Genomic DNA, 20,179 nt, shown 5'->3' with positions numbered 1-20,179 from the left:
ATTGTAGCCCGAGCGCGTCACTTGACCCGCGTCAGCGCCGGACGCTTGCCCCCCGGGGGCGGCCGATCGTGGCCGCCTTCGTCCGCAGGCGCACCACCGTCTGGCGCGGGGGCGGGTGCGGTCGGGACCTTCGGCGTGGCGCCATCGCCCTCGGCCGCCACGACCTGAAAGCGCGGCGGGCCCCCCGCGGGCTCGGCGGGGCCGCTGGCCGGTTCGGGGGCCGGAAAGGCCATGCCCTGGCCGTTTTCCCGCGCGTAAATGGCGATCACGTGTTCCACCGGAATCACCACCTCGCGCGGCACGCCGCCAAAGCGTGCCTTGAAGGCAATCACATCGTTGCCCAGGCGCAGCCCGCTGGTGGCATCGAAGCTGATGTTGAGCACGATCTGGCCATCGCGCACATACTCGCGCGGCACCTGCACGCGCTCATCGACCGCGACCACCACATAGGGTGTCAGGCCGTTGTCGGTGCACCACTCGTGCAGCGCGCGCACCAGATAGGGCCGCGTCGAAGGCAAATCGGCGTCCATCACTTGCGCATGACCTTTTCCGACGGGGTCAGCGCCTCGATGAACGCCGGGCGCGAAAAGATGCGCTCGGCATACTTCAGCAACGGCGCGGCGTTCTTGTTGAGCTCGATGCCGTAGTGGTCCAGGCGCCACAGCAGCGGGGCAATCGCCACGTCCAGCATCGAAAAGTTTTCGCCCAGCATGTATTTGTTCTTCAGGAACACGGGCGCGAGCTGCGTGAGCCGATCGCGGATGTGCGCCTTGGCCTTTTCGATCTGCTTGTCGGTCGGCTTCGGGGTGCGCTGCTCCAACACCGAGACGTGGGCAAAGAGCTCCTTCTCGAAATTGAGCAGAAACAGCCGCACGCGCGCGCGGTCCACCGGATCGCCCGGCATGAGCTGCGGGTGCGGAAAGCGCTCGTCGATGTATTCGTTGATGATGTTGGACTCGTACAGGATCAGGTCGCGCTCGACCAGGATCGGCACTTGCCCATAGGGGTTCATGACCGCGATGTCTTCGGGCTTGTTGTAGAGATCGACATCGCGGATCTCGAAGTCCATGCCCTTTTCGAACAACACGAAGCGGCAGCGGTGCGAATACGGACAGGTGGTGCCCGAGTACAAAACCATCATGGCATTTCGCTCCTCGACAAAGCAAAACAGTGGATGGCCGCCGGCTGGCTGGCTCACCCACTGTGCAGACCGGTTTCAACCGGTCAGACCGACGTTATTTGACGTCTTTCCAGTACGCGGCGTTGAGACGCCAGGCGATCACGGTGAACACGCCCAGGAAGACCAGCACCCACACACCGAGGCGGATGCGATCGTTCTTGGCCGGCTCGCCCATCCACTCCAAAAACGCCACCAGCTCGGCGACGGTGCGGTCGTATTCGGCCTCGGAGAGTTTGCCGGGCTTGACGACCTCCCACCCGCGGAACACCTCGGCCTCGTGGCCGTGGCTGACGACTTTTTCAAAGATGGGCTTGCGCTCGCCCTGCAGCTCCCACAACGGGTGCGGCATGCCGATGTTGTGGAAGGCAACGTTGTTCCAGCCGGTGGGCCGGTTGGGATCGCGGTAGTAGCCGCGCAGCAGGGTGTAGAGGTAGTCGGTGCCGCTGTAGCTCATTTGCGCCGCGCGCGAACGCGCTACCAGCGACAGATCCGGCGGCTGGGCGCCAAACCACGCCTTGGCCTGCTTGGGGTCGATCGCCGCGATCATCTGGTTGCCCACCTTGTCGGTGGTGAACATCAGGTTCTCGCGGATTTGCTTTTCCGTCAGACCGATTTCGGTCAGGCGGTTGTAGCGCACGAACGAGGCCGAGTGGCAGCTCAGGCAGTAGTTGACGAAGATCTTGGCGCCGTTTTGCAGCGCCGCCGTGTCGTTGGTCAGGTGCGGCGCCTTGTCCATGGGGAAGCTGGTGCCGGCCGCGTGCAGCGTACCCACCGCCCCGAACATCGCACCGAGGGCCACCAGACCCGTGGCAATCCATCGCTTCATGGGATTCGACTCCTGGAGATTTAGTGGGCCTGGAAGTTGACGCGGGCGGGCACGGGCTTGAACTCGCCCAGACGGCTCCACCACGGCATCAGCAGGAAGAAGCCGAAGTAAAACAGCGTGCCCACCTGCGAGACGCGCTCACCCACCGGCGACGGCGGCAGCACACCCAGGTAACCCAGGATCAAGAAGTTGATCACGAACAGACCGTAGAGGTACTTGTTCCAGGCCGGACGGTAGCGGATCGACTTGACCGGGCTGTTGTCCAGCCAGGGCAGGAAGAACAGGATGATCACGGCGCCGCCCATGACGACCACGCCCCAGAACTTGGCGTCGATGCTGAGCATGAGCGCCGCCAGCACCAGCGCGCCCACGAGCCAGCCGGCTTTGGCCACCGCACCGCCCGAGGACTTGAGCGCCGCCAGCACCGCGCCCAGGAGCACGACCGCGACCAGCACGTACATCATCTCGGTCGTGGTGGCACGCAGCATCGAATAAAACGGCGTGAAGTACCACACCGGCGCGATGTGCGGCGGCGTCACCATCGGGTCGGCCGGGATGAAGTTGTTGTATTCGAGGAAGTAGCCACCCAGCTCGGGCGCGAAGAAGACGATGGCCGAAAACACCATCAGGAACACCGACACGCCCAGAATGTCGTGCACGGTGTAGTAGGGGTGGAACGGAATGCCGTCGAGCGGCTTGCCGCTGGCGTCTTTGGTGGCCTTGATCTCGATGCCATCGGGGTTGTTGGAGCCCACTTCGTGCAGCGCGATGATGTGCGCCACCACCAGCCCCAGCAGCACCAGCGGCACCGCGATCACGTGGAAGCTGAAGAAGCGGTTGAGCGTCGCGTCGCTGACCACGTAGTCCCCGCGGATGAGGATCGCCAGATCCGGGCCAATGAACGGAATGGCCGAGAACAGGTTGACGATCACCTGCGCGCCCCAGTACGACATCTGGCCCCAGGGCAGCAGGTAGCCCATGAAGGCCTCGGCCATCAGACACAGGAAGATCGCCACACCAAAAATCCACACCAGCTCGCGCGGTTTGCGGTACGAGCCGTAGATCAGGCCGCGGTACATGTGCAGGTACACCACGACGAAGAACGCCGAGGCGCCGGTGGAGTGCATGTAGCGGATCAGCCAGCCCCACGGCACGTCACGCATGATGTACTCGACCGAGGCAAACGCCACCGGCACACCGGCGGTATTGAGCGACGCGTCGGGCTTGTAGTGCATCACCAGGAAGATGCCGGTGACGATCTGGATCACCAGCACCAGCAGGGCCAGCGAGCCGAAGAAGTACCAGAAGTTGAAATTCTTCGGCGCGTAGTACTCGGACAAATGCTCTTTGTAGAGCTTGCTCAGCGGAAAGCGGTTGTCGATCCAGGTCAGGAGCTGCTCGCCGCGGGACGCGTTGGGGGGGGCTTCCTTGAATTCGGCCATGGTGGTTCCCTAGTGCGTAAATTCGGTACGGGGGCGCTGCTTCAGGCCTTGGGCGGATCCTCGCCGATCAGCACCACGGTCTCGGACACGTAGTGGTGCGGCGGAATTTCCAAATTGTCCGGCGCCGGCTTGTTCTTGAACACGCGGCCAGCCATGTCGAAGGTCGAACCGTGGCAGGGGCACAGGAAGCCGCCCTGCCAGTCGTCGGGCAGCGACGGCTGCGGCCCGGGCTGGAGCTTGTCCACCGGCGAGCACCCCAGGTGCGTGCAGATACCCACCGCCACCAAATACTCGGGCTTGATCGAGCGGTGCCGGTTCTTGGCGTACGCCGGGGTCGGATAGGCCTTGCGGTCCGAGTTTGGGTCGGCCAGCTGAGCTTCGACCTTCTCGAGCGAGGCCAGTTGCTCGGGCGTGCGGCGCATGACCCACACCGGCTTGCCGCGCCACTCCACCACCACTTTTTCGCCGGGTTGCAGCTTGGAGACGTCCACCTCGACCGACGCCCCGGCCGCCTTGGCACGCTCGGAGGGCGCAAACGAACTGACGAAGGGGACTGCCACGGCGGCGGCACCCGCGCCACCCACGGCGCACGAGGTGATGAGCCAGGTCCGGCGGTCTTGGTCTACGGTGGCTTCGCTCATGGGGGAGGACTTTCAGAATGGTGCTGGCGAAACGGCACACCCCACCCGACGCATCGCAACGGATGGCGCGGCCGCACGAAAACCATTTGCCATTGTAATGGATCGCGCTCCGGACAAACCCGCAAGGCGCGCGCGGACGCTGCTCAGGCCACCGGCTGCCGCAGGGCCGCCCAGGCGGCCTGCACCGCCGCCATCAGGCTGGACGGATCGGCGCGTCCCTGCCCCGCCAAATCGAACGCCGTGCCATGGTCGGGGCTGGTGCGCACAAAGGGCAGCCCCAGCGTGGTGTTGACGCCATGCGCCAACCCCAGGTATTTGACCGGGATCAACCCCTGGTCGTGGTACATCGCGATCACGACGTCGAATTCGCCGGCGCGGGCGCGCATGAACACCGTATCCGGCGGGTGGGGGCCGCTGACGTCCCAGCCGGCAGCGCGCGCACGCGCGACGGCCGGGGCGATCGCGTCGATCTCCTCACGCCCGAACAGCCCGCCTTCCCCGGCGTGCGGGTTGAGGCCGGCCACGGCGATGCGACAGCTTGGCCAGCCCAGCAGCCCGGTGAAATGCTCGTGGGTGATGCGCAGCGTCTCCCACACCGCGGACGCGGTCACGGCCTCGATGGCCGCCCGCAGGGACACATGGATGCTCACCAACACGGTGCGCAGCTCGGCGTTGGACAGCATCATGCGCACGGGAAGCTGCGCCGGCGTCAGCCCCCGATGGCGTGCCGCCAGCGCCTGCAACAGCTCGGTATGTCCCGGCACGTCGATGCCGGCGGCGGCGAGCGCGCCCTTGTGCAAGGGCGCGGTGACCAGCCCCGCGACTTCCCCGGCGAGCGCGGCCTGCGCCGCGATGGTCACCGCCTCGGCCGCGGCGCGCCCGGCCGCGGCACTGACCTGACCGAACGCCGGCAGGCTCGGCAGCGTGAGCGCCGGCCACAGCGGCAGGCAGCGCGGCGGCACCTGGCGCGCCTCGGCCGGCCCATCCAGCACCGCGATGGGCAGCCCACCACCGGTGACGCGCACCGCGCGGCGCATCACGGCCACATCGCCCACCACCACACAGCGCGACGACCACGTGGGCCGGCGCCGAAACACCTCGGCCACGATTTCCGGGCCGATGCCGGCGGCATCGCCCATGGTGATGGCCAGCGGGGCGACGGGGTCGGCGGTCGGCGGTGCGGGTGTGTCCATCAGGCCGGGTTGTCGATGTCGATGAAGCGGTGCTCGATGCCCAGCCGCGCGGCCAGGTACGCGCCGACGGCCGGGGCGCCGTAGCGCTCAGTGGCGTGGTGGCCACAGGCGAGAAAGGCCACACCCGTCTCCCGCGCCAGATGCGCCTGCGGCTCGGAGATTTCACCGGTGAGGAACGCATCGGCCCCGGCGGCGATGGCCGCTTCGAAATAGCCCTGTGCGCCGCCGCTGCACCAGGCCACGCGGCGGATGACACGGCCATCGCCCGGCACGCAGGTCACGGCGCGCCCGAGTGCCGCCTGCGCGCGCGCGGCCAACGCGCTGGCATCGGTGGCGTCGCACCGCCCCAGAAAGCCCAGCTGTTGATCGCCGAAGCGCGACCAGGCATCCCCCTCGGGCACAAAGCCCAGCCGATGCCCGAGTTGGGCGTTGTTGCCCAGGTCGGCATGCGCGTCCAGCGGCAGGTGGTAGGCGTACAGGTTGATGTCGTGTGCGAGCAGGCGCTGCAGCCGCGCCTTCATCCAACCCGTGACCGTGCCGCGCTGGCCGCGCCAGAACAGGCCGTGGTGCACCAGGATGGCGTCGGCACCCGCCCCGATGGCGGCCTCGATGAGCGCCAAGCTCGCCGTCACGCCGCTGACCAGGCGCCGGATGGTTGCGCGGCCCTCGACCTGCAGACCGTTGGGGCCGTAATCCTGAAAACGCGCCGGCTCGAGCAGGTCGTCCAGGGTCGCCAGCACGGCCTCGCGCGTCGCCTCGCGGGCCGCGCCCGGCGCGCCGTGGCCATGGTCAGATAAGGACGGTGCGGTCATGCGCGCATTGTCGCACCGCCGGCGGGGGTCCTCAGGGCTTGCGCGCGGCGCGCTCGGACTCGGCGATCTTGCGCGCGAAAAAGCGCTGGAACCACACCGCCATGACGATGATGAAAAGGATGACGCCCGCGCTCATGAGGCCGTAATCGGTCGAAAAAAGGTCCACAATCGCTTTCATGCTCCGCTCCTGCGATGGGTCAATCGCTGCCCTATTGAAGCCGCGGACGGCGCACGACACCTTGACCCACATCAACCCTGCTGCGTGCAGGGGCATACCGGCGAGGGGGCCGGTGGAAGAAAGATACGCCGACGATGAAACGCCTCTGGCTGCTGTTTTCCCAAACCGTCACGGTGCTGCTGGCGGTGTGGTTCGTCATCGCCACGCTCAAGCCCCATTGGTTGGCCCAGCGGCCGTGGGTGTCGAGCGTGGTGCCGGTGTTTCAGGTCGAGCCCGACACGCGCTCGCCGGCCATCGTCGGCGCGAGCCTGAGCGCCGCGGCGCGCGCGGCCGCGCCTGCGGTGGTCAGCATCAGCACCAGCAAGGCGGTGCGCAACCCCCATGCGCAGGAGCCCTGGTTTCGCTTTTTCTTTGGCGATCGGCCCGAGTTTCAGCCCCAGGCCGGGTTGGGGTCGGGGGTCATCGTCAGCCCCGCGGGCTACATCCTGACCAACAACCATGTGGTCGAAGGCGCCGACGAGATCCTGGTGCAGCTCAGCGACGGGCGCCAGGCACCGGCGCAGGTGATCGGCACCGACCCGGACACCGACCTGGCGGTGCTGCGCGTGGCCTTGACCGATTTGCCCGTCATCGTCCTGGGCCGCTCCGAGTCGCTGGAGGTCGGCGACCGTGTGCTGGCCATCGGCAACCCGTTTGGCGTGGGTCAAACGGTGACCGCGGGCATCGTCAGCGCCCTGGGGCGCAACCAGCTCGGCATCAACACGTTTGAAAATTTCATTCAGACCGACGCCGCCATCAACCCGGGCAACTCCGGCGGGGCGCTGGTGGACGCGGAGGGGCATCTGGTGGGCATCAACACCGCCATCTACTCGCGCTCGGGCGGCTCGATGGGGATTGGCTTTGCCATCCCCGTGGCCACGGCGCGCGAGGTCATGGAGGCCATCGTGCGCGACGGCGCCGTCACGCGCGGCTGGATCGGCGTGGAGCCGCAGGAGCTCACGCCGGAGCTGGCCGAGCACTTCGACATGCCCCGTGCCCAGGGGGTGGTGGTGACCGGGGTGTTGCAAGGCGGACCGGCGGCGCAAGCCGGCATCCGGCCCGGCGACATCATCGTGCGCGTGGGGGACACCCCCGTTCAGAGCGTGGCCGGGCTGCTGTCAGCCGTGGCCGCGCTGACGCCGGGCGTCGCGGCCGAGGTTACCGTCTTGCGCCGTGAAGGCACGCGCACCCTCACGGTGGTCCCGGCACGCCGCCCCGCGGCGGGTTCGTAAGCTCAGGGGCTGCGCCCGTCCTGGTCGGTGGCGTCGCCGTCTGCAGGTGCGGCGCCACGGGCAAACCAACGCGCCCCCAGGATGCCCAACTCGTACAGCAGGGTCATCGGGATGGCCAGGGCGAGCTGCGAGATCACATCCGGCGGCGTGACGATGGCGGCGATGATGAACGCCACGACGATGAAGTAGCCGCGAAACGCCTTGAGCTGCTCCACCGTGATCATCTGAAAGCGCACCAGCAGCATCACCACCACCGGCACCTGGAATGCCAGACCAAAGGCGAGGTAGAGCGACAGGATCGCCTCCACATACGAGGCAATGTCCGGCGTGGCATTGACGCTGGCCGGCGTGAAGCCCTGGATGAAGGCAAACATCTTGTCCAGCACGAAAAACTGCACGAACGCGATGCCCAGGTAGGCCAGCACGCTGCCAATGATGATCAGCGGCAGCGCAAAGCGCTTTTCGTGGCTGTACAGGCCCGGCGCCACGAAGGCCCAGATCTGGTAGATCACCCATGGCAACGCCATGAGCAAGCCGGCCATCATGAGCACCTTGAGCGGCACGAAAAACGGCGTGAACACCCCGACCGCGATGAGCTTGACGTCCGGCGGCATGTGGGCGCGGATCGGCACGGCGATCCAGTCGATCAGGCCGCTGGGGCCCGGCCAGATGGCCAGCAGCACCATGCACACGCCCACGCCGGCCAGGGCGTAGAGGATGCGGTCGCGCAGCTCCATCAGGTGCGCGACAAAGGGCTGCTCGGTGCCGGCGAGTTCGTCGGCGGGCTCTCGGGGGTCGGCCATGGATCAGCGCGTCAGGGTTTTGGGGCGGTAGCGCGCCACGCGCGCCGCACCGGACAGGGCCCGCGTGCGCACACCGGCGCGGGCCTTGTACCACTGCGGCACGGCCTGGCGCTTGAGGCGAAAGTTCTTCTTGGGACGCCGGTACTGCGGGTACACCGGGGTCCCGATCGAGGACAGGTCCGGCGCCGAGGGCGCCGACGCGGTCGCGCCGTCCAGGCCGGCGGTGACCTCGGACCATTCGCGCTCGAACTCGGCGGCCGTGCTGCTGACCTGCGACTCGACGTCGCGTGCGGTGCGCTCGACCGACTCCTTCATGCGCTTGAGCTCCTCGAGCTCGATGGTGCGGTTGACCTCGGCCTTGACCTCGGACACGTAGCGCTGCGCCCGCCCCAGCAAAGCGCCGACGGTGCGCGCCACGCGTGGCAGCTTTTCCGGGCCGATGACGACCAGCGCCACGACCCCGATGAGGGCCAGCTTCGAAATGCCGAGATCGATCATGCCGGACGGGCTGCGCTCACGACTTGGTCTTGGCGTCGACGTCGATGGTGGTCTTCTCGGCGGTCTTGTCCGCGCTCACCTGCGGCGCGGGCGCGCCGTTGCTGTCGGACGTCGTGCCTTGCGCCATGCCATCTTTGAACCCCTTGACCGCCGCGCCCAAGTCCGAACCCAGGTTCTTGAGCTTCTTGGTGCCAAAGACCAGCACCACGATCAGCAGCACGACCAACCAGTGCCAAATGGAAAAACTGCCCATGTTTGACTCCAACGACGGGGCAGCCGGCCCCGATACCATGGTGGGATTCTACGCAGCGCGCCGGGTTCACCCACGGCGCACCGTTGGTGCGGATTGTGCCCCAAACGCCCGCGACCGCGCAGGCCCTACCCCTTGCGCCAGGGGCGCGGTCCGCCGATGACGTGCACGTGCAGGTGGTGCACCTCCTGCCCGCCGTGCTCGCCCGTGTTGCACACGATGCGAAACCCCCCTTGCGGATACGGCAGGCAGCCCTGCTCCAGCGCCAGGCGTGGCGCCAGCACCATCAGCCGCCCCATGAGCCGCTCGTGCTCGGGCGTCAGTTGCGCCATCGAGGGGATATGCACCTTGGGCACGATCAGAAAATGCACGGGCGCCCAGGGCTGGATGTCGTGGAAGGCGTAGAGCTCGTCATCCTCGTACACCTTGCGGCTGGGAATCTGGCCCGCGATGATCTTGCAAAAGATGCAGTTGGGATCGTGTGACATGGTGCAGTGACGGACAGGATTACACCGGCAGCGGCCGGCGGTCGTTCCAGTACAAAAACCCCTTGACCAGCCGGTACAGCGTCCAGACAAACGCCGCGCCCAGCACGATCAAGCCGACGCCAAACACCAGCGTCAGGCCGCCCAGCACCGCCCACAGCAGCCCCCACCAAAAGGTGCGAATCTGCCAGGTGAAATGGCTCTCGTAGAGCGTGCCGGCGACGTCTTCGCGCTTGACGTAGTTGATGATGATGGCCACCAGCGCCGTGATGCCGACGAACCACGACAGGGCGTAGAGCAGGTAGATCACGAAGGTGAGCTGGCGCAGGCTGGCCAGGCGCTGCGGGTCCACGTCCGCGCGTGGCGCCACGCGCGTGGGCGTGACGTCGATCGGCTCGTCGCGGGGGTCGGTCATGGCGATGACTCCGGTGCGGTTGACGCACGGTTGGCCTCGGCCGCCTCGCGCGCGCGCGCCTTGCGCAGGGCTTTTTCTTCCAGGCCGGACAGGCCTTCACGGCGCGCCAGTTCGGCCACCACGTCTTGCGGGCCCAGCCCAAAGTGCGCCAGCGCGATCAGGCTGTGAAACCACAGGTCGGCCACCTCGCCCACGAACGCCTGTGCGCTGCCCGCACCGTGCTGCAAATCCTTGGCGGCCATGATGGCCTCACCGGCTTCCTCGGCGATTTTTTTGAGGAAGGCATCGGGCCCCTTGTGCAGCAGGCGCGCCACGTAACTGCGCTCCGGGTCGCCGCCGGCGGCCGGTTTGCGGCTGTCGATGACGGCGGCCAGGCGCAGCAGCGTGTCGAGTGGCGTGGCGGTGTCGGTCATGGCGTCAGCGGTAGATGGTCTCGGGGGCCTTGAGGACGGGGTCGACGGCCTGCCACTGGCCACGCTGCGTGTCCAGGCGCTGATAAAAGCAGCTGTGGCGCCCGGTGTGGCAGGCGATGCCGGGTTCGTGGCCCAACTGCGTGACCTTGAGCAGCACCACGTCGTCGTCGCAGTCGAGCCGGATTTCGTGCACCTGCTGCACATGGCCGGACTCCTCGCCCTTGACCCACAGGCGACCGCGCGAGCGGCTGTAGTAGACCGCGCGGCCCAGTTCGGCGGTTTTTTGCAGCGCTTCGCGGTTCATCCAGGCGAACATGAGCACGTCGCCGGTGCGCTGCTCCTGCGCGATCACGGGCACCAGCCCCTGCGCGTCCCACTTGATGCGATCGAGCCAGTCGGTCATGCCGTTGACCTCCGCACCGGAATGCCCGCCCGCGCCAGGTGTTCCTTGGCCTGGGCGATCGTGTAGGCGCCGTAGTGGAAGATGCTGGCCGCCAGCACCGCATCGGCGCCGCCGAGGCGAATGCCATCCACCAGATGGTCCAGGGTGCCCACGCCGCCGGAGGCGATCACCGGCACCGGCACGGCGTCGCTGACCGCGCGCGTGAGCTCGAGGTCGAAGCCGGCCTGCGTGCCGTCGCGGTCCATGCTGGTCAGCAGGATCTCGCCCGCGCCGTAGGCGGCCATCTGGCGCGCCCAGGCCACGGCGTCCAGCCCGACGTTCTTGCGGCCGCCGTGTGAATAGACGTCCCACCCCGGCCCGATCGGCTGGCCGTCAGGGCCCGGGCGCTGGGCGTCCTCGGCGCTGCGGCGCTTGGCGTCGATGGCCACGACGATGCACTGCGAGCCGTACTTGCCCGCGGCATCGCGCACCACCTGCGGGTTGGCAATGGCCGCGGAGTTGAAGCTAACCTTGTCCGCGCCGGCGTTGAGCAGCCGGCGCACGTCCTCCACGGTGCGCACGCCGCCGCCCACGGTCAGCGGAATGAACACCTGGCTGGCCACCGCCTCGATGATCGGCAGAATCAGGTCCCGCCCGTCGCTGGTGGCGGTGATGTCGAGGAAGGTCAGCTCATCGGCCCCCTGTTCGTTGTAACGCGCGGCGATTTCCACCGGGTCGCCGGCGTCGCGCAGGGCGACGAAGTTGACGCCCTTGACGACGCGCCCGCCGGTCACGTCCAGACACGGGATGATGCGCTTGGCCAGCATGGTCAGGCGCCCAGGCCGTCGACCAGCCGCACCGCGGCGGCAAAGTCGAGGTCACCGCTGTAGATCGCGCGTCCGCAGATGACGCCTTCGACGCCTTCGGACTCGACCGCGCACAGACGCCGGATGTCCTCCAGCCCCGACAGCCCCCCCGAGGCGATCACCGGGATCGACAGCGCCTGCGCCAGGCGCACGGTGGCCTCGACGTTGATGCCGGTCAGCATGCCGTCACGCCCGATGTCGGTGTAGATGACGGCCTCGACGCCATAGTCCTCGAACTTGCGCGCCAGGTCCACCACCTCGTGGCCGGTGAGCTTGCTCCAACCGTCGGTGGCCACCTTGCCGTCCTTGGCGTCGAGACCGACGATGATGTGCCCACCAAAGGCGGTGCAGGCATCCTGCAAAAAGCCCGGGTTTTTGACCGCGGCGGTGCCGATGATGACGTAGCGCAGTCCCGCGTCGAGGTAGCGCTCGATGGTGTCGAGGTCGCGGATGCCGCCGCCGAGCTGGACGTCGATGTCATCCCCCACTTCGCGCAGGATGCTGCGGATGGCGGCCTCGTTTTTGGGCTTGCCGGCAAACGCGCCGTTGAGGTCCACCAGGTGCAGACGCTGGGCGCCCTGCTCGACCCAGTGGCGCGCCATGGCGGCCGGGTCGTCGCTGAACACGGTGGACTGGTCCATATCGCCTTGTTTCAGGCGCACGCACTGGCCGTCTTTGAGGTCGATGGCGGGAATCAGCAGCATGGCTCGTCAGGGCTTCAAGGGTTCCAGTGCAAAAAGTTGCGGTACAGCGCCAACCCTTGGTCGGCGCTCTTTTCGGGGTGAAACTGGGTGGCAAACAGGTTGTCGCGCGCAATCGCGCTGGCAAAGCGCACGCCATAGTCGGTCACCGCCGCCACGTGCGCGGGGTCCGCAGGATGGGCGTGGTAGCTGTGCACGAAGTAAAAATAGCTGCCGTCCGGGATGCCCGCCCACAGCGGGTGCGGCGCCGCGTGCTCCGCCGCGCCGTGCTCGAAGCCGTACCAGACGCGGTTCCAGCCCATTTGCGGCACTTTGTAGCGGCTGCCGTCGGGCTGTTGCTGCCCCTCGAGGCGAAAGCGCACCACCCGCCCGCCGATCAGGCCCAGCCCTGGGGTGTCGCCCTCCTCTGAATGGTCGAGCAGCATTTGCATGCCGACGCACACGCCAAAGAGCGGCTTGTTCGCAGCCGCGTGCAGCACCGCCGCACGCAGACCGCTGCGCTCCAACTCGGCCATGCAATCGGGCATGGCGCCCTGCCCTGGCAAGACGACGCGGTGCGCATCGCGCACGACCTGCGGGTTGTCCGTGACGACGACATCGACATGGTCGGTGGCCAGCGCCGCGTGCATGACCGCCTGCGCCACCGAGCGCAGGTTGCCCATGCCGTAATCGACGACCGCGACCGTCTCGCGTGGCAGCAGGGTGTTCATCGTAGCCGGGAACGCAGTGCAGAAAACGCCAGCCTCACAGGCTGCCCTTGGTCGAGGGCACGGCGTCGCCCAACCGCGGATCGCGCTCCACCGCGGCACGCAGCGCGCGCGCAAAAGCCTTGAAGATCGTCTCGCATTGGTGGTGGGCGTTGTGGCCCTTGAGGTTGTCGATGTGCAGCGTCACCCCGGCGTGGTTGACGAAGCCTTGAAAAAATTCGTGCACCAACTGGGTGTCGAACTGCCCAATCATACCAGCGGTAAAGCGCACGTCCAGGTGCAGCCCCGGGCGGCCGGAAAAATCCACCACCACGCGCGACAAGGCCTCGTCCAGCGGCACGTAGGCGTGACCGTAGCGGCGGATGCCGCGCTTGTCGCCCACCGCGCGCGCCACCGCCTGCCCGAGAGTGATGCCAACATCTTCCACCGTGTGGTGGCCGTCGATGTGCAAGTCGCCGCGGCATTCGATCTCGAGGTCGATCAACCCGTGGCGGGCGATCTGGTCGAGCATGTGGTCGAAGAAGCCGATGCCGGTGTCGAGCCGGGCGCGGCCGGTGCCGTCGAGGTCCACGCGCACGCGGATCTGGGTCTCGGCCGTCACGCGCTGGACGTCCGCGGTGCGGGCAGCGGCGCTGGGAGCAGGCAAGGTGGTCATAGCGAAGGCGGCAGCGCCGCAAGCAGCGCGTCGTTTTCGGCCGGGGTGCCCACGGTCAGGCGCAGGCAATGGGCCAGCATCGGGTGCATTGTAGAAACATTCTTGATCAACACCCCGCGCGCACGCAAGCCGGTGAATGCCTTCGTGGCGTCGGGCACACGCACCAGGATCATGTTGGCCTGGCTGGGATAGGGCTGCACCCCGGGCAGCGCCGCCAGCGCCGCCAGCAGCCGCTCGCGCTCGGCGCGAATCGCCGCCGCCTGCTCGGCAAAGACATCGGCGTGCTCCAGCGCAAACAGCGCGCACTCGGCGTTGAGGCTGCTGACGTTGTACGGCGGGCGCACCTTGTCGAGCTCGTGCACGAGCGGCTGCGCCCCGACCAGGTAGCCGAGCCGCACGCCAGCGAGACCAAATTTGGACAGCGTGCGCATGACGAGCACGTGCCCGTGCGCCGCCGGCTCTGCCCGCCATTCGTCGAGCCAGGTGTGGCTGGCAAAAGGCTGGTAGGCCTCGTCCACCACGACCAGGCCGCCCACCGCTGCCACCGCGTCGATGACACGGCGCATGGCCGCTGGCTGCCACAGGTTGGCGGTGGGGTTGTTGGGATAGGCCAGGTAGGTGATGGCCGGACGCTCGCGCGCGATGGCCTCGACCATGGCGTCGGCGTCGAGCTCGAAATCGGCGCGCAGCGGCACGCCCACGAAGCGCAGCCCCTGCAGCCGTGCCGACATCTCGTACATGACGAAGCCGGGCAGCGGCGCCAGGATCGTGGCGCCGGGCTGGTCGCAGGCCATGGCCAGCAGGCTGATGAGCTCGTCCGACCCGTTGCCCAGCATCAGCGCCGCGCCCGCGGGCAACCCGATGTGCGCCGCCAGCGCGCGCTTGAGATCCTCGATGCGCGGCCCGGGGTAGCGGTTGATGGCCACGGCCCCCAACCGTTCCCCCAGCGCCTGCTGCAGCGCTGCGGGCAGGCGGTAAGGGTTTTCCATCGCGTCCAGCTTGATCAGGCCGGTCGCGTCCTGGATGGCGTAGGCGTGCATGCCCTGCACATCGCGCCGGATGCGCTGCAGCGCCGCGTCCAGGCGGTCGCTCATGCCCCACCCTCCGCCCGCAGGCGCAGCTCGGCTGCGCGCGCGTGCGCGGTCAGGCCTTCGCCGTGCGCCAGCACCGACGCGATGCGGCCCAGCGTCTGCGCCCCCTCGGCGCTGACCTCGATCAGGCTGGAGCGCTTTTGAAAGTCGTACACGCCCAACGGGCTGGAAAAGCGCGCCGTGCCGCTGGTGGGCAGCACGTGGTTGGGGCCGGCGCAGTAGTCGCCCAAGCTTTCGCTGGTGTAGGCCCCCAGGAAGATGGCCCCGGCGTGGCGCAGCAGCGGCTCCCAGCGCCGCAGCTCGCGGCTGGCGACTTCCAGGTGCTCGGGCGCGATGCGGTTGCTGATCGCGCACGCCTCGGCCATGTCGCGGGTGCGGATCAACGCGCCGCGGTCGTTGAGGCTTTTGGCGATGATCGCGCGCCGCGGCATGGTGGGCAGCAGCCGATCGATGGCGGCTTGCACCGCGTCCAGGTAAGCGGCATCGGGGCAGAGCAAGATCGACTGCGCCAGCTCGTCGTGCTCGGCCTGGCTGAACAGGTCCATCGCCACCCAATCGGGGGGGGTGGTGCCGTCGGCCAGCACCAGGATTTCGCTGGGCCCGGCGATCATGTCGATGCCCACGGTACCAAACACATGTTTTTTGGCGCTTGCGACATACGCGTTGCCCGGCCCGGTGATTTTGTCCACCCGGGGGATGGTCGCGGTGCCATACGCCAGCGCGGCCACGGCCTGCGCGCCGCCCACCGCAAACGCGCGGCTGACCCCGGCCACGTGCGCCGCGGCCAACACCAGCGGGTTGCGCTCGCCACGCGGCGTGGGCACCACCATGACAATCTCGGGCACGCCCGCCACGTGTGCGGGGATGGCGTTCATCAGCACGCTGGACGGGTAGGCCGCCTTGCCCCCCGGCACATAGATGCCGACGCGGTCCAGCGGCGTGACCTTCTGCCCAAGCAGCGTGCCGTCGGCGTCGCGCATCTGCCACGAGCGGCCGCAGGCGTCGAGCTGCGCCTGGTGGTAGCGGCGGATGCGGGCGGCAGCTTCCTGCAACGCATCGCGCTGGTGGGCCGGGATGGCCTCGAACGCGGCGCGCAGCGCATCGGCGCCGATTGCCAGCTCGGCCACGCTGGTCACAGACAGGCCATCGAAACGCCGCGTGTAGTCCAGCACCGCCGCGTCGCCACGCGCGCGCACGTCGGCCAGGATCTCGGCCACGCGCGCCTCGATGGCGGCGTCGGTCGCAGCCGACCACTGCAGGCGCTGGGTCAGCTGCGCGTCGAAGTCGGGCGCGGCGCTGTCGAGCCGCAGGGGGCGGGCAAGCAAGGTGTCAGCGGCAGTCATGCCCCGATTGTCGCAGCAGTTGGCGTCGCCGGCGTCCCCACCGCGCGCGCAAAGGCCTCCAGCAGGGGGCGAATGCGCGCGCGCTTGAGCTTGAGCGACGTGGGCCGCACCACCAGTTGCGAGGAGATGTCCATGATGCGCTCCACCTCGACCAGGCGGTTGGCCTTGAGCGTATTGCCGGTGGAGACCAAATCGACGATGGCGTCGGCCAGCCCGGTCAGCGGCGCCAGCTCCATGCTGCCGTAGAGCTTGATCAGGTCCACGTGCACGCCCTTGCTGGCGAAAAACTCGCGCGCAATGGCCACGTACTTGGTGGCCACGCGCAGGCGCGCGCCCTGCCGCACCGCACGCGCGTAGTCGAAGTCGGCCGGCACCGCAACGCTCATGCGGCAGCGCGCAATCCCCAGGTCCAGCGGCCGGTACAGCCCCACCGTGGCCGCATCGCCACGCGCCGCCTCGTGCTCGATCAGCGTGTCCTTGCCGCACACCCCCAGGTCGGCGCCGCCGTGCTCGACATAGGTCGGCACATCGGTGGCGCGCACCAGCACCACGCGCACATCCGGCTGGTTGGTGGGCAGGATGAGCTTGCGCGAGGTTTCGGGGTTTTCCAGCACCTCGATGCCGGCGGCGCGCAGCAGTGGCAGCGTTTCGTCGAAGATGCGCCCTTTGGACAGGGCCAGGGTGACGGTCTCGGCAGTCATGCCATCCTCTCGATATCGGCCCCCAAGGCCTGCAGCTTGCGTTCCATCTGGTCGTAGCCACGGTCGAGGTGGTAGATGCGATCGACCACCGTCTCACCCTCGGCCACCAGACCGGCAATGACCAGGCTGGCCGACGCCCGCAAATCGGTGGCCATGACGGTCGCACCCGAGAGCCGGCTGCCCCCCTCGACGAAGGCGGTGCGCCCGTCGATGCGGATCTGCGCGCCCAACCGCACCAGCTCCTGCACGTGCATGAAGCGGTTTTCGAAAATGGTCTCGGTCACGGCGCTGGGGCCCTGCGCCACCGCATTGAGGGCCATGAACTGCGCCTGCATGTCGGTGGGGAAACCCGGGTATTCGGTGGTGCGAAAACTTTGCGCTTTGAGCGCCGCCGCGCCCGGCGAGCGCACCCGGATGCCCGCGGCCTCGGCCTGCACCGTCACACCGGCGTCGGTGAGCTTGTCGATGACGGCGTCCAGATGCTGCGCGCGCCCGCCGCGCAGCCACGCCTCGCCACCGGTGGCGGCCACGGCGCACAAAAAGGTGCCGGCCTCGATGCGGTCGGCCACCACGTCGTGCTCGGCGCCATGCAGCGCGGGCACGCCCTGGATGTGGATGCGGCTGGTGCCGTGCCCCTCGATGCGCGCGCCCATGCGGATGAGCAGCTCGGCCAGATCGACCACCTCGGGCTCTTGGGCGGCGTTTTCGAGCACCGTCTCGCCCTCGGCCAAGGTGGCGGCCATCATCAGGTTCTCGGTGCCGGTGACGGTGACCATGTCGGTGGTGATGCGCGTACCGCGCAAGCGCGTGCGCCCCGCGGGCAGACGCGCCACGATGTCGCCATGCTCCACGGCCATGTCGGCCCCCATGGCCTGCAGGCCCTTGAGGTGCTGATCGACCGGCCGCGAGCCGATCGCGCAGCCGCCCGGCAACGACACGCGCGCACGCCCGCAGCGCGCCAGCAGCGGCCCGAGCACCAGGATCGAGGCGCGCATGGTCTTGACCAGCTCGTACGGCGCCACCGGCTCCAGCGGGTCGGCGGCCTGCAGCGTCATGCCACCGCGCTCGCCATGCGTGCGCACCTGCACGCCCATGCGCTCGAGCAAGGCGCGCATCGTGGCCACGTCGCGCAGCCGCGGCACGTTGCGCAAGGTCACCGCGGCATCGGTCAGCAGCGCGGCGCACAGCTCGGGCAGCGCCGCATTCTTGGCGCCGGAGACGACCACCTCGCCGTGCAGGCGCTGGCCACCGCGGATCAGCAAACGGTCCATGCCAGCGTCCTTACCGGGCCCCGGCGGCCTGCGCCGCCTGCCATTCGGTCGGGGTGTAGGTCTTCATGGACAGCGCATGCACCTCGTCGTTGTCGATGCGCGCGCCCAATGTGGCATAGACCATTTGGTGGCGCTGCACCGCGCGCCGCCCCTCAAAGGCGGGCGAGACGATCACGGCCGCCCAGTGGCGACCATCACCGGTCACCTCCAGGTGGTCACAGGGCAGGCCGGCGGCAATCAGGGCGTGGAGCTGTTCAGCGGTCATGGAAGGCCATCCAGGGCAAGCGGGCAAAAAACGATGCAACGGGAACGCAGGCGCCACGGGCGACGACCCAACACCGGGTCTGCCGCGGCAACGCCTGCTGTCAATGGCGGATCTTGTAGCCTATGCGCAGCAGATGCAAGGTGAGCGCCGCCACGGCGACGAAGGCCCCGCCCACCACGGCCAGGCTCAGCCATGGCGAGACGTCGCTGACGCCAAAAAAGCCGTACCGCGCCCCGTCGATCATGTAGAAAAATGGGTTGAGGTGGCTGACCCGCTGCCAAAACGGCGGCAGCGAGTGGATGGAGTAAAACACACCCGACAGAAACGTCATCGGCATGATGATGAAGTTCTGGAACGCGGCCATCTGGTCGAATTTTTCCGCCCACAGCCCTGCGATCACCCCCAGCGACCCCAGCAGCGCCGCCCCCAGCACGGCAAACACCACGATCCAGCCGGGGTGCGCCCAGCGCAGATCCGCCGCCCAGGCGGTCACCAGCAACACCCCCGCGCCCACGACCCATCCGCGCAGCACGGACGACCCGACGTAGGCCGCGAACCAGGCGCGGTGCGACAGCGGCGCCACCAGCAAAAAGACCAGGTTGCCCATGATCTTGCTCTGGATCAGGCTCGACGAGCTGTTGGCAAACGCGTTTTGCAGCAAGCTCATCATCGCCAGCCCGGGCAGCAAAAACGCGGTGTAGCCGACGCCGTCGTACACCTGCACGTGCTCCTCCAGCACATGGCCAAAGATCAACAGGTACAGGATGGCGGTGACGATGGGCGCCGCCACGGTTTGGAAGGCCACCTTCCAAAACCGCAGCACCTCTTTCCACAACAGGGTTTGCCAGCCACTCATGCGCGTGCCTCCGCGTCGCGCTGATCCGCCATGAGCTCCAAAAACACATCCTCCAAATCCGCCTTGTGGACCTCGATGTCCTCCATGACGATGCCCGCCTCGCGCAGCATGGCCAGCGTGCGCTCGACCTCGTAGGCGTCGTGCACCTTGACCTGGGCGATGCGCCCGGTGACGCGCGCGCGCGCCGCCAGCGCCGGCGGCAGCGCCTGATCGGTTTTGAAGCGCAGCACGTTGGACGAGGCGCGTTGCAACAGGTCCGCGGTGCGCTCCAGCGCGATCACGCGTCCCGCGCGCAGCATGGCGATGCGGCCGCACAGCGCCTCGGCCTCTTCCAGGTAGTGCGTCGTCAGCAGCACGGTGCTGCCATCGCGGTTGAGGCGCGAGATGAAGGCCCACAGCGTCTGGCGCAGCTCGACATCGACGCCGGCGGTGGGCTCATCCAGCACGATGACCGGCGGCCGGTGCACCAGCGCCTGGGCCACCATGACGCGCCGCTTCATGCCACCGGAGAGCTGGCGCATGTTGGTGTCGGCCTTGTCGGCCAGGCCCAAGCCGGCCAGGAGTTCATCGATCCAGGCGTCGTTGTCGCGGATGCCGAAATAGCCCGACTGGAAGCGCAGCGCCTCGCGCACGGTGAAGAAGGGATCGAACACCAGTTCCTGCGGCACGATGCCCAGGCGCCGCCGCGCCTGCATTGGCTCGGCCTGCACATCCGCGCCAAACACCGTGACACGCCCGCTGCTCGGGCGGCTCAGCCCAGCCAGAATGCTGATGAGCGTGGTTTTGCCCGCCCCGTTGGGCCCGAGCAAGCCGAAAAACTCCCCGGGTTGGATGTCGAAGGCAACCCCCTGCAGGGCCTGCAGGGGACCACGCGCCGTATCGAAGCGCTTGCTGACGTGCTCAAAGGAAACGGCGGCGGACATAAACCGACCAT

27 protein-coding genes are annotated in these 20,179 nt (G+C 68.0%); 1 reads left to right on the top strand and 26 read right to left on the bottom strand.

The window, feature by feature from the left end:
* Positions 1-17 precede the first annotated feature (17 nt).
* From Tther_RS02125 to Tther_RS02090, 8 genes are all read right to left on the bottom strand, one after another.
* Entirely contained in the window at positions 18-530 is a 513-nt protein-coding gene (locus Tther_RS02125; RefSeq protein WP_185974976.1) for a ClpXP protease specificity-enhancing factor, read from the bottom strand.
* Complete coding sequence (locus tag Tther_RS02120) at positions 530-1,141, bottom strand: glutathione S-transferase N-terminal domain-containing protein (protein WP_143900406.1); 612 nt, start codon at positions 1,139-1,141, stop codon at positions 530-532. Before Tther_RS02120 ends, Tther_RS02125 begins: the two co-directional genes overlap by 1 nt.
* 94 nt (positions 1,142-1,235) lie before the next feature.
* Positions 1,236-2,006 carry a cytochrome c1 gene (locus Tther_RS02115; RefSeq protein WP_143900404.1) on the bottom strand — a complete coding sequence of 257 codons (771 nt, stop codon included), beginning with the start codon at positions 2,004-2,006 and terminating at the stop codon, positions 1,236-1,238.
* A gap of 20 nt (positions 2,007-2,026) precedes the next feature.
* Positions 2,027-3,448, bottom strand: coding sequence for a cytochrome b (locus Tther_RS02110; RefSeq protein ID WP_143900402.1), 1,422 nt, complete (start codon positions 3,446-3,448; stop codon positions 2,027-2,029).
* A gap of 41 nt (positions 3,449-3,489) precedes the next feature.
* Positions 3,490-4,089 carry a ubiquinol-cytochrome c reductase iron-sulfur subunit gene (gene petA, locus Tther_RS02105; protein WP_143900400.1) on the bottom strand — a complete coding sequence of 200 codons (600 nt, stop codon included), beginning with the start codon at positions 4,087-4,089 and terminating at the stop codon, positions 3,490-3,492.
* A gap of 143 nt (positions 4,090-4,232) precedes the next feature.
* A complete protein-coding gene (gene pdxA / locus Tther_RS02100; protein ID WP_143900397.1) occupies positions 4,233-5,282 on the bottom strand; it encodes a 4-hydroxythreonine-4-phosphate dehydrogenase PdxA in 1,050 nt (349 codons plus the stop codon).
* Positions 5,282-6,094, bottom strand: a complete 813-nt coding sequence (locus Tther_RS02095) for a Nif3-like dinuclear metal center hexameric protein (RefSeq protein ID WP_143900395.1) — start codon at positions 6,092-6,094, stop codon at positions 5,282-5,284. Before Tther_RS02095 ends, pdxA begins: the two co-directional genes overlap by 1 nt.
* Positions 6,095-6,125: 31 nt before the next feature.
* Positions 6,126-6,272: a DUF3149 domain-containing protein gene (locus Tther_RS02090; protein WP_185974975.1), complete on the bottom strand. Its 147-nt coding sequence runs from the start codon at positions 6,270-6,272 to the stop codon at positions 6,126-6,128.
* Between the two features lie 134 nt (positions 6,273-6,406).
* On the opposite strand from Tther_RS02090, the gene Tther_RS02085 reads away from it, so the two are divergent.
* The gene (locus Tther_RS02085; RefSeq protein WP_143900393.1) at positions 6,407-7,543 is read left to right on the top strand and encodes a S1C family serine protease; all 1,137 of its coding nucleotides are present in this window, start codon (positions 6,407-6,409) and stop codon (positions 7,541-7,543) included.
* 2 nt (positions 7,544-7,545) lie between these two features.
* On the opposite strand, the gene tatC is transcribed toward Tther_RS02085, so the two are convergent.
* From tatC to Tther_RS01995, 18 genes are all read right to left on the bottom strand, one after another.
* Complete coding sequence (gene tatC / locus Tther_RS02080; protein WP_143900391.1) at positions 7,546-8,346, bottom strand: twin-arginine translocase subunit TatC; 801 nt, start codon at positions 8,344-8,346, stop codon at positions 7,546-7,548.
* Positions 8,347-8,349: 3 nt separating this feature from the next.
* Positions 8,350-8,844: a Sec-independent protein translocase protein TatB gene (gene tatB, locus Tther_RS02075; RefSeq protein ID WP_143900388.1), complete on the bottom strand. Its 495-nt coding sequence runs from the start codon at positions 8,842-8,844 to the stop codon at positions 8,350-8,352.
* 16 nt (positions 8,845-8,860) lie between these two features.
* Positions 8,861-9,097, bottom strand: coding sequence for a Sec-independent protein translocase subunit TatA (tatA, locus tag Tther_RS02070; protein ID WP_143900386.1), 237 nt, complete (start codon positions 9,095-9,097; stop codon positions 8,861-8,863).
* Positions 9,098-9,222: 125 nt separating this feature from the next.
* Positions 9,223-9,582, bottom strand: a complete 360-nt coding sequence (locus Tther_RS02065) for a histidine triad nucleotide-binding protein (protein ID WP_143900383.1) — start codon at positions 9,580-9,582, stop codon at positions 9,223-9,225.
* 19 nt (positions 9,583-9,601) lie between these two features.
* The gene (locus tag Tther_RS02060) at positions 9,602-9,994 is read right to left on the bottom strand and encodes a DUF4870 family protein (protein WP_246098871.1); all 393 of its coding nucleotides are present in this window, start codon (positions 9,992-9,994) and stop codon (positions 9,602-9,604) included.
* Positions 9,991-10,407: a phosphoribosyl-ATP diphosphatase gene (locus Tther_RS02055; RefSeq protein ID WP_143900381.1), complete on the bottom strand. Its 417-nt coding sequence runs from the start codon at positions 10,405-10,407 to the stop codon at positions 9,991-9,993. The genes Tther_RS02060 and Tther_RS02055 overlap by 4 nt, the downstream gene beginning before the upstream one ends.
* Before the next feature lie 4 nt (positions 10,408-10,411).
* Positions 10,412-10,810 (bottom strand): phosphoribosyl-AMP cyclohydrolase, encoded by a 399-nt coding sequence (hisI, locus tag Tther_RS02050; RefSeq protein WP_143900379.1) that lies wholly within the window; start codon positions 10,808-10,810, stop codon positions 10,412-10,414.
* The gene (gene hisF, locus Tther_RS02045) at positions 10,807-11,616 is read right to left on the bottom strand and encodes an imidazole glycerol phosphate synthase subunit HisF (RefSeq protein ID WP_143900377.1); all 810 of its coding nucleotides are present in this window, start codon (positions 11,614-11,616) and stop codon (positions 10,807-10,809) included. The genes hisI and hisF overlap by 4 nt, the downstream gene beginning before the upstream one ends.
* Positions 11,617-11,618: 2 nt before the next feature.
* Positions 11,619-12,359, bottom strand: a complete 741-nt coding sequence (gene hisA, locus Tther_RS02040) for a 1-(5-phosphoribosyl)-5-[(5-phosphoribosylamino)methylideneamino]imidazole-4-carboxamide isomerase (protein ID WP_143900375.1) — start codon at positions 12,357-12,359, stop codon at positions 11,619-11,621.
* Between the two features lie 14 nt (positions 12,360-12,373).
* The gene (hisH, locus tag Tther_RS02035) at positions 12,374-13,066 is read right to left on the bottom strand and encodes an imidazole glycerol phosphate synthase subunit HisH (protein ID WP_143900374.1); all 693 of its coding nucleotides are present in this window, start codon (positions 13,064-13,066) and stop codon (positions 12,374-12,376) included.
* A 34-nt stretch (positions 13,067-13,100) separates the two neighbouring features.
* Positions 13,101-13,718: an imidazoleglycerol-phosphate dehydratase HisB gene (hisB, locus tag Tther_RS02030; protein ID WP_143900372.1), complete on the bottom strand. Its 618-nt coding sequence runs from the start codon at positions 13,716-13,718 to the stop codon at positions 13,101-13,103.
* Positions 13,715-14,812 (bottom strand): histidinol-phosphate transaminase, encoded by a 1,098-nt coding sequence (gene hisC / locus Tther_RS02025; RefSeq protein ID WP_143900370.1) that lies wholly within the window; start codon positions 14,810-14,812, stop codon positions 13,715-13,717. The genes hisB and hisC overlap by 4 nt, the downstream gene beginning before the upstream one ends.
* Entirely contained in the window at positions 14,809-16,152 is a 1,344-nt protein-coding gene (hisD, locus tag Tther_RS02020; RefSeq protein WP_143900368.1) for a histidinol dehydrogenase, read from the bottom strand. Before hisD ends, hisC begins: the two co-directional genes overlap by 4 nt.
* Positions 16,149-16,853, bottom strand: a complete 705-nt coding sequence (gene hisG, locus Tther_RS02015; protein ID WP_143900366.1) for an ATP phosphoribosyltransferase — start codon at positions 16,851-16,853, stop codon at positions 16,149-16,151. Before hisG ends, hisD begins: the two co-directional genes overlap by 4 nt.
* Positions 16,850-18,124 (bottom strand): UDP-N-acetylglucosamine 1-carboxyvinyltransferase, encoded by a 1,275-nt coding sequence (gene murA, locus Tther_RS02010; protein WP_143900364.1) that lies wholly within the window; start codon positions 18,122-18,124, stop codon positions 16,850-16,852. The genes hisG and murA overlap by 4 nt, the downstream gene beginning before the upstream one ends.
* Before the next feature lie 10 nt (positions 18,125-18,134).
* Positions 18,135-18,389, bottom strand: coding sequence for a BolA family protein (locus Tther_RS02005; protein ID WP_143900361.1), 255 nt, complete (start codon positions 18,387-18,389; stop codon positions 18,135-18,137).
* A 100-nt stretch (positions 18,390-18,489) separates the two neighbouring features.
* On the bottom strand, positions 18,490-19,245 hold the full coding sequence (locus Tther_RS02000; RefSeq protein ID WP_143900359.1) for an ABC transporter permease: 756 nt from the start codon (positions 19,243-19,245) through the stop codon (positions 18,490-18,492).
* Positions 19,242-20,168 carry an ABC transporter ATP-binding protein gene (locus Tther_RS01995; RefSeq protein ID WP_143900357.1) on the bottom strand — a complete coding sequence of 309 codons (927 nt, stop codon included), beginning with the start codon at positions 20,166-20,168 and terminating at the stop codon, positions 19,242-19,244. Before Tther_RS01995 ends, Tther_RS02000 begins: the two co-directional genes overlap by 4 nt.
* Positions 20,169-20,179 lie beyond the last annotated feature (11 nt).

Origin of the sequence: Tepidimonas thermarum (genome assembly GCF_007556705.1) — a bacterium.
Lineage (GTDB): Bacteria > Pseudomonadota > Gammaproteobacteria > Burkholderiales > Burkholderiaceae_C > Tepidimonas > Tepidimonas thermarum.
Note: the sequence above shows the minus strand (reverse complement) of the source record. Positions and strands in the feature narration are given on the sequence as shown.

Excerpts from the sequence above, each read along its gene's own strand:
- Tther_RS02095 (WP_143900395.1), bottom strand. The coding sequence starts at position 6,094 with ATGACCGCACCGTCCTTATCTGACCATGGCCACGGCGCGCCGGGCGCG.
- hisI (WP_143900379.1), bottom strand. The coding sequence starts at position 10,810 with ATGACCGACTGGCTCGATCGCATCAAGTGGGACGCGCAGGGGCTGGTG.
- Tther_RS02055 (WP_143900381.1), bottom strand. The coding sequence starts at position 10,407 with ATGACCGACACCGCCACGCCACTCGACACGCTGCTGCGCCTGGCCGCC.
- Tther_RS01995 (WP_143900357.1), bottom strand. The coding sequence starts at position 20,168 with ATGTCCGCCGCCGTTTCCTTTGAGCACGTCAGCAAGCGCTTCGATACG.
- tatC (WP_143900391.1), bottom strand. The coding sequence starts at position 8,346 with ATGGCCGACCCCCGAGAGCCCGCCGACGAACTCGCCGGCACCGAGCAG.
- Tther_RS02125 (WP_185974976.1), bottom strand. The coding sequence starts at position 530 with ATGGACGCCGATTTGCCTTCGACGCGGCCCTATCTGGTGCGCGCGCTG.
- tatA (WP_143900386.1), bottom strand. The coding sequence starts at position 9,097 with ATGGGCAGTTTTTCCATTTGGCACTGGTTGGTCGTGCTGCTGATCGTG.
- Tther_RS02115 (WP_143900404.1), bottom strand. The coding sequence starts at position 2,006 with ATGAAGCGATGGATTGCCACGGGTCTGGTGGCCCTCGGTGCGATGTTC.
- pdxA (WP_143900397.1), bottom strand. The coding sequence starts at position 5,282 with ATGGACACACCCGCACCGCCGACCGCCGACCCCGTCGCCCCGCTGGCC.
- hisD (WP_143900368.1), bottom strand. The coding sequence starts at position 16,152 with ATGACTGCCGCTGACACCTTGCTTGCCCGCCCCCTGCGGCTCGACAGC.
- hisF (WP_143900377.1), bottom strand. The coding sequence starts at position 11,616 with ATGCTGGCCAAGCGCATCATCCCGTGTCTGGACGTGACCGGCGGGCGC.
- hisH (WP_143900374.1), bottom strand. The coding sequence starts at position 13,066 with ATGAACACCCTGCTGCCACGCGAGACGGTCGCGGTCGTCGATTACGGC.
- Tther_RS02065 (WP_143900383.1), bottom strand. The coding sequence starts at position 9,582 with ATGTCACACGATCCCAACTGCATCTTTTGCAAGATCATCGCGGGCCAG.
- hisB (WP_143900372.1), bottom strand. The coding sequence starts at position 13,718 with ATGACCACCTTGCCTGCTCCCAGCGCCGCTGCCCGCACCGCGGACGTC.
- Tther_RS02005 (WP_143900361.1), bottom strand. The coding sequence starts at position 18,389 with ATGACCGCTGAACAGCTCCACGCCCTGATTGCCGCCGGCCTGCCCTGT.
- Tther_RS02060 (WP_246098871.1), bottom strand. The coding sequence starts at position 9,994 with ATGACCGACCCCCGCGACGAGCCGATCGACGTCACGCCCACGCGCGTG.
- hisG (WP_143900366.1), bottom strand. The coding sequence starts at position 16,853 with ATGACTGCCGAGACCGTCACCCTGGCCCTGTCCAAAGGGCGCATCTTC.
- Tther_RS02090 (WP_185974975.1), bottom strand. The coding sequence starts at position 6,272 with ATGAAAGCGATTGTGGACCTTTTTTCGACCGATTACGGCCTCATGAGC.
- Tther_RS02000 (WP_143900359.1), bottom strand. The coding sequence starts at position 19,245 with ATGAGTGGCTGGCAAACCCTGTTGTGGAAAGAGGTGCTGCGGTTTTGG.
- hisA (WP_143900375.1), bottom strand. The coding sequence starts at position 12,359 with ATGCTGCTGATTCCCGCCATCGACCTCAAAGACGGCCAGTGCGTGCGC.
- murA (WP_143900364.1), bottom strand. The coding sequence starts at position 18,124 with ATGGACCGTTTGCTGATCCGCGGTGGCCAGCGCCTGCACGGCGAGGTG.
- hisC (WP_143900370.1), bottom strand. The coding sequence starts at position 14,812 with ATGAGCGACCGCCTGGACGCGGCGCTGCAGCGCATCCGGCGCGATGTG.
- Tther_RS02085 (WP_143900393.1), top strand. The coding sequence starts at position 6,407 with ATGAAACGCCTCTGGCTGCTGTTTTCCCAAACCGTCACGGTGCTGCTG.
- Tther_RS02120 (WP_143900406.1), bottom strand. The coding sequence starts at position 1,141 with ATGATGGTTTTGTACTCGGGCACCACCTGTCCGTATTCGCACCGCTGC.
- petA (WP_143900400.1), bottom strand. The coding sequence starts at position 4,089 with ATGAGCGAAGCCACCGTAGACCAAGACCGCCGGACCTGGCTCATCACC.
- tatB (WP_143900388.1), bottom strand. The coding sequence starts at position 8,844 with ATGATCGATCTCGGCATTTCGAAGCTGGCCCTCATCGGGGTCGTGGCG.
- Tther_RS02110 (WP_143900402.1), bottom strand. The coding sequence starts at position 3,448 with ATGGCCGAATTCAAGGAAGCCCCCCCCAACGCGTCCCGCGGCGAGCAG.